This is a genomic window from Pseudarthrobacter sp. AL07, assembly GCF_029960665.1.
Lineage (GTDB): Bacteria > Actinomycetota > Actinomycetes > Actinomycetales > Micrococcaceae > Arthrobacter.
Window position 1 is genome coordinate 100,167 of record NZ_JASBRB010000011.1, and the last position, 6,028, is coordinate 106,194.

Annotated in this window: 6 protein-coding genes; 5 read left to right on the forward strand and 1 reads right to left on the reverse strand. The window is 62.7% G+C overall.

The window, feature by feature from the left end:
* Positions 1-70: 70 nt before the first annotated feature.
* Positions 71-1,144 (forward strand): quinone-dependent dihydroorotate dehydrogenase, encoded by a 1,074-nt coding sequence (locus QK290_RS11120; RefSeq protein WP_282330717.1) that lies wholly within the window; start codon positions 71-73, stop codon positions 1,142-1,144.
* An 86-nt stretch (positions 1,145-1,230) separates the two neighbouring features.
* Here QK290_RS11120 and QK290_RS11125 read toward each other — a convergent pair whose 3' ends face one another.
* Complete coding sequence (locus QK290_RS11125) at positions 1,231-1,833, reverse strand: DUF3043 domain-containing protein (protein WP_185260594.1); 603 nt, start codon at positions 1,831-1,833, stop codon at positions 1,231-1,233.
* 93 nt (positions 1,834-1,926) lie between these two features.
* Here QK290_RS11125 and QK290_RS11130 point away from each other — a divergent pair, with 93 nt between their 5' ends.
* The 4 genes from QK290_RS11130 to QK290_RS11145 form a co-directional block, all read left to right on the forward strand.
* Entirely contained in the window at positions 1,927-3,333 is a 1,407-nt protein-coding gene (locus QK290_RS11130; RefSeq protein ID WP_282330725.1) for a dipeptidase, read from the forward strand.
* Positions 3,334-3,517: 184 nt separating this feature from the next.
* On the forward strand, positions 3,518-3,907 hold the full coding sequence (locus QK290_RS11135; RefSeq protein WP_282330718.1) for an iron-sulfur cluster assembly accessory protein: 390 nt from the start codon (positions 3,518-3,520) through the stop codon (positions 3,905-3,907).
* A gap of 187 nt (positions 3,908-4,094) precedes the next feature.
* The gene (gene coxB, locus QK290_RS11140; protein WP_282330719.1) at positions 4,095-4,967 is read left to right on the forward strand and encodes a cytochrome c oxidase subunit II; all 873 of its coding nucleotides are present in this window, start codon (positions 4,095-4,097) and stop codon (positions 4,965-4,967) included.
* Positions 4,968-4,977: 10 nt separating this feature from the next.
* Positions 4,978-6,028: cbb3-type cytochrome c oxidase subunit I (locus tag QK290_RS11145; RefSeq protein ID WP_282330720.1), on the forward strand; the 1,051-nt coding region annotated here is incomplete at its 3' end.

A 6,028-nucleotide genomic window follows, 5' to 3' on the forward strand; every position in this document is an offset into this window, starting at 1 on the left:
TATGCTAGCCGGGGTCGCGTGTATGGCGGCCCGGTTTGGTCTGGACCGTCCGAGACGGAAAACTAGAGCCATGCGCGTATATCCGACATTCTTCAGGCTGGCCTTTTCGTGGATGGACGCGGAACGCGCCCACAAGATCGGATTCAAGGGAATCAAGCTTGCCCATGCTTCCGGCGCAGGACGGCTGCTGCACCGGTTCACGGCGCCCGCGGCCTCACTGCAGACTTCTGCCTTCGGGCTGACCTTCCCGTCCCCGTTCGGCCTCGCAGCCGGGTTCGACAAGGAGGGATTCGGCATCGAGGCCCTCACCGAACTTGGCTTTGGCCATGTCGAAGTAGGAACCATCACCGGGCAGGCGCAGCCGGGCAACGAGAAGCCACGCCTTTTCAGGCTGATCGAGGACCGGGCTGTCATTAACCGGATGGGGTTCAACAACGATGGCGCGGCCGCCGTCGAACCGCGCCTCAAAGCGGCACGCGCGGCGCTGCAGCGCCGGCTTCCCACAGTGCGCCCCGTGATCGGGGTGAACATTGGCAAGAGCAAGGTGGTGGAACTCGACGACGCCGTGGCCGATTACCTGATCAGTGCAAGGAGCCTGGCGCCGGCCGCGGACTATCTGGTAGTCAATGTCAGCTCACCCAACACGCCCGGGCTGCGCCTCCTGCAGGATGTCCAGACCCTCCGTCCGCTGCTGACCGCAGTGGGGCACGAGGCGGACAAGGCGGCTGGCCGGCACGTCCCGCTGCTGGTGAAGATCGCACCGGATCTCAGCGATGAGGACATCGACGACGTCGCCAAGCTGGCCCTGGACCTTAAGCTGGACGGCATTATCGCCACCAATACCACCATCGGGCGTGAGGGGCTGTCGTCGCCGGCTGCGAAAGTGGAGGAATGTGGTGCCGGGGGCCTGTCCGGGGCACCGCTGAAGCAGCGTTCCTTGGAAGTCCTTCGCCGCCTCAGGGAGGCCACTGGGGGTGCGATCACGCTGGTGGCGGTCGGCGGCGTCGAGACGGCCAAAGACGTCCAGGACCGCCTGGATGCCGGGGCCACGCTGGTCCAGGGCTACACGGCCTTCCTGTACGAGGGGCCCTTCTGGGCGTCCCGGATCAACCGCGGCCTGGCGAAAGCCCAACGCAACAGTTAATTAGGCAACAAAACCCCGGCAGTCTGACTGCCGGGGTTTTCGTTGTCTAAGGGAGGAGTGCTGCCGGGTCTGGCCCGGCCTGCACATCAGGACGGGTATTGCCCGCGCTTCACCAGCGGTTTGGGCAGGCGCAGTTTGCGGAACTGCAGGGAGCGCATGGAGCCGTACCAGACGGTGCCACGCTCAACCTCGCCGAACTTCTCGGTCAGCTTCTTGCGGAGCTGCCGGGACAGAATGAACACATCCACAAAGACGGCCAGGAACATCACCCAGAAACCGCCCAGGACATAAACCATCTGCTCGCTCGAAGCCGGCACGATCAGGGAAATGATGACAAATACCAAGGCGCCGAACATCAGGTATTCGCCCAGGCTGAAGCGCGCATCCACGTAGTCGCGGGCATAACGCTTTTGCGGTCCCTTGTCGCGCAAGGGCAGGAATTTCTCATCACCCGTATCGAGCGCCTGACGCATTTTGGTCCGCTGGTCCTGGATGGCCTGGCGCTCAACGGCCTTGGACGCCTTGCGGTCCTCCGGCACCAGAGGCCGTTTACGGGCGGCCTCCTGGGCTTTGCGCTTGGGCGTGGGCGCACCCTTGCCCAACGCGGCATCCTGCCGGGCTGCCGCTTCGGCGGCCTGCTGGTCTATTGATTGCTGCGCCGTTGGCGCTTCCTTTTTACGTCCGAACACGTGAACAGAATACCTTGCGGCACACGGAGTTTCGGCGCGGGTATTGTGTTCGCCATGACTCCCACTCCAGCAGCCAACCCGTCAGACGCCGACATGCCCGGCTCCGGTCACCCTGCGCCGGCCATCGACGCGGACGGACTCAGGTTATCCGTCGCAGCTTCCTTCGATACCACCCTCGACCGGCTCAAGGAACTTGTGGCCATTCCCGGCATCGCCTGGCCCAGTTTCGATCCTGCCCCCTTGGAAGCCAGCGCGCAGGCCGTAGCGGAACTGTTACGCACTGCCGGCGTGGAGGATGTCCAGATCCTGCGCAGTAACAAGGACGACGGCACTCCCGGCGGCCCTGCCGTCGTCGCACGCCGCCAGGCGGCGGCAGGGAAACCGACCATCCTGCTGTACGCCCACCACGATGTCCAGCCGCCCGGAGATCCGGCGCTGTGGGAAACAGAGCCTTTTGCCGCCGTCGAACGGAACGGCAGGTTGTACGGACGCGGCGCTGCAGACGACAAGGCCGGGATCATGGCCCATGTGGCCGCCTATGCCGCAGCGACCGAGGTGCTGGGCGCGGAATTCGGGCTTGGCGTGACGTTTTTCTTCGAAGGGGAGGAGGAAGCCGGTTCTCCCACCTTCCGTTCGTTCCTGGAAACGCACCGGGAACTACTGAAGGCCGATGTGATCGTGGTGGCCGACTCCAGCAACTGGAAGGTGGGCATTCCCGCCCTTACCACCAGCCTGCGCGGCCTTGTGGACGGAACCATTGAAGTTCAGGTGCTGGAGCATGCTGTCCACTCGGGCATGTTCGGCGGCCCCGTACTGGACGCGCCAACCCTGCTGTCCCGTTTGATTGCCACCTTGCACGATGCAGACGGCAACGTGGCCATCGAAGGCCTGGTATCAAATGACAACGTCGGCGTAGAGCTCACCGAAGCGGAGTACCGTGCCGATTCCTCCGTTCTCGACGGCGTCCGGCTCGCCGGCACGGGCAGCATCGCCGCCCGGCTGTGGACCAAGCCCGCGCTGTCCATCATCGGCTTCGATGCTCCCGCCGTGGACGTGGCCTCAAATACGCTCCTGCCACGGGCGCGTGCCAAGTTCAGCCTGCGCCTGGCGCCTGGCCAGGATCCGGCGGCAGCGATGGAAGCCGTTCAGCGCCACGTCCAGACCAATGCACCCTTTGGGGCAAAGGTGGTGTTCACTCCCGGGGAAAGTGGAAAATCGTTCCTCGCGGATACATCTTCAACGGCGGCGACGTTCGCCATGTGGGCGCTGGGGGAGGCCTGGGGCGTTCCGGCCGTGGAGACTGGAATCGGCGGGTCAATTCCGTTCATCGCGGACCTGATGGATGTTTATCCGGACGTCCAGATCCTCGTGACCGGTGTTGAGGATCCAGATTCCCGTGCCCACAGCGCCAACGAGTCCCTTCACATTGGTGATTTCAAGAATGCTGTGGTTGCCGAGGCGCTGCTGCTTGCCCGGCTGAATGCAGAAGGCCTGGCCTGAATCCCATGCCGCTCTGATGCAGGCATTCCTCCACCGTTGGGAACAATCAGCGGACAGGCTGGGTTACGTCAGGAGTTAGAGCTACAGGGCTGACCGACGTAGCATGTAGCTATAGCCCGTACCGTATCCGTAGGGGCAGGCACCGCTGACGCGGGGCCGCCAGGACCGTCCTAAGGTAGGCCAAATGAGCACCGCAACCAACGAGAACATCACCGAGACCACCAGCGCTGCCAGCGATGAACTGGCCGCACACGAGGTCAAACTGACCGACGTCGCAGCAGGCAAGGTGCGCAGCCTCCTGGAGCAGGAAGGCCGGACCGATCTCCGCCTCCGCGTTGCCGTCCAGCCCGGCGGCTGCTCCGGCCTCATTTACCAGCTGTACTTCGACGAGCGCCTCCTCGAAGGAGATGCCGTCCGCGACTATGACGGTGTCGAAGTCGTGGTGGACAAGATGAGCGTGCCGTACCTCAGTGGAGCCAGCATCGACTTCGAGGACACCATCTCCAAGCAGGGCTTCACCATCGACAACCCCAATGCCGGTGGCTCCTGCGCCTGTGGTGATTCGTTCCACTGACCCGGTTCTTTCGCCCGATGCCGGCGCCTGCATTCCGTCCGCCAAAAACGGCGCGGAGGCACGGCGCCGACATGTGGGCGAAACGCCCGGCAGAGCGGTAAGCTCTACACCGAGTAGTAAAACTTTTAGTGTGCCCGGCCGGCCCCTTGGGTGGCCGGGCAACAGCAACAAGTAGGAAGGGCCGTCTGTGAGTTCGCAGAACCGAACCGGCAGCCGACGCAAAACGATCACTACGATCTCAGGCTTGGCAGTTGCCGGCGCGTTGGTTTTGACTGGATGTTCGCCAGAGGTAGAGAAGGGGTGGCTGCCCACCGAGCGTGGCACCACCAATCACACTGACCGGATCATGGACCTCTGGGTCAACTCATGGATTGCAGCCCTTGTTGTGGGCATCATCACGTGGGGCTTGATCGTTTGGTGCCTTGTCGCCTACCGCCGCCGCAAGGGCACCATGGGTTTCCCGCGGCAGACCAGCTTTAATCTCCCGCTGGAGGTCTTTTACCTGACCATCCCGCTGTTCATGGTCCTGGTGTTCTTCTACTTCACCGACCGCGACCAGCAGGCCATCGATGACCGCTCCAAGCCCGCCGACGTCGTTGTTGACGTCCGCGGCAAGCAGTGGGCCTGGGACTTCAACTACAAGTCCGGCGATGTCGTCACCGAGGATGTCTACGAGGCAGGTGTCCAAGCACACCTGACCGGTAACACCATCAATAAGGAAGCGCTGCCGACGCTCTACCTGCCGGTTGGAAAGTCTGTGGACCTCGAGCTGAACTCCCGCGATGTCATCCACTCTTTCTGGGTTCCCGCCTTCCTCCAGAAGCGCGACATGATACCCGGCAAGACTAACTACATCAGGTTCACACCCACCAAAGAGGGAACCTACGACGGCAAGTGCGCCGAGCTCTGTGGTGAGTACCACTCCGAAATGCTGTTCCGCGTCAAGGTTGTCTCCGAAGCCGAATTCCAGGCTCACCTGGACAAGCTCAAGGCAGACGGCAATACCGGACTCCTCGGCGAAGAGTATGACCGCAACCCGAACCTGAACGAAATTAAGTAAGGGGAGCGACGTGGCTACTTATACCCAGACCGCACCTGCCGGAACCTTAGAGGCTCCCGTAGTTCCTAAGTCCAAGGGACGCATCGTCGTCAACTGGATCACCTCCACCGACCACAAGACCATCGGGTACATGTACCTGATCGCCTCATTTGTGTTCTTCTGCCTCGGTGGCGTCATGGCTCTGCTCATTCGGGCTGAACTGTTCGAACCTGGCATGCAGATCTTGCAGACCAAGGAGCAGTACAACCAGCTGTTCACGATGCACGGCACCGTCATGCTGCTGATGTTCGCCACCCCGCTGTTCGCCGGCTTCACCAACGTCATCATGCCGCTGCAGATCGGGGCCCCCGATGTCGCGTTCCCACGGCTGAACGCCCTGGCCTTCTGGTTCTTCCTCTTCGGCTCCACCATCGCGGTGTCCGGCTTCATCACCCCCCAGGGTGCGGCGTCGTTCGGCTGGTTCGCTTACGCGCCGCTGTCCAACACCACGTTCAGCCCAGGCATCGGCGGTGACCTCTGGGTCTTCGGCCTGGCGCTGTCCGGATTCGGCACCATCCTGGGTGCGGTCAACTTCATCACCACCATCATCTGCATGCGCGCTCCGGGCATGACCATGTGGCGGATGCCCATCTTCACCTGGAACGCCCTGGTGACGTCCATCCTCGTGCTGATGGCCTTCCCGCCGCTGGCTGCCGCACTGTTCGCACTCGGAGCCGACCGCCGCTTCGGTGCACACATCTTCGATCCGGAAAACGGCGGCGCGGTGCTGTGGCAGCACCTGTTCTGGTTCTTCGGTCACCCGGAGGTGTACATCATCGCGCTGCCGTTCTTCGGCATCGTGTCCGAGATCTTCCCGGTCTTCAGCCGGAAGCCCATCTTCGGCTACAAGGGCCTGGTCTACGCGACAATCGCCATTGCAGCCCTGTCCGTGACCGTATGGGCGCACCACATGTACGTGACCGGTTCGGTCCTGCTGCCGTTCTTCGCTTTCATGACCATGCTGATTGCGGTCCCCACCGGCGTGAAGTTCTTCAACTGGATCGGCACCATGTGGCGGGGGT

What these genes read in the sequence shown, in the direction of transcription:
- QK290_RS11130 (WP_282330725.1), top strand. Translation starts at nt 1,927, where the DNA reads ATGCCCGGCTCCGGTCACCCTGCGCCGGCCATCGACGCGGACGGACTC.
- QK290_RS11135 (WP_282330718.1), top strand. Translation starts at nt 3,518, where the DNA reads ATGAGCACCGCAACCAACGAGAACATCACCGAGACCACCAGCGCTGCC.
- QK290_RS11120 (WP_282330717.1), top strand. Translation starts at nt 71, where the DNA reads ATGCGCGTATATCCGACATTCTTCAGGCTGGCCTTTTCGTGGATGGAC.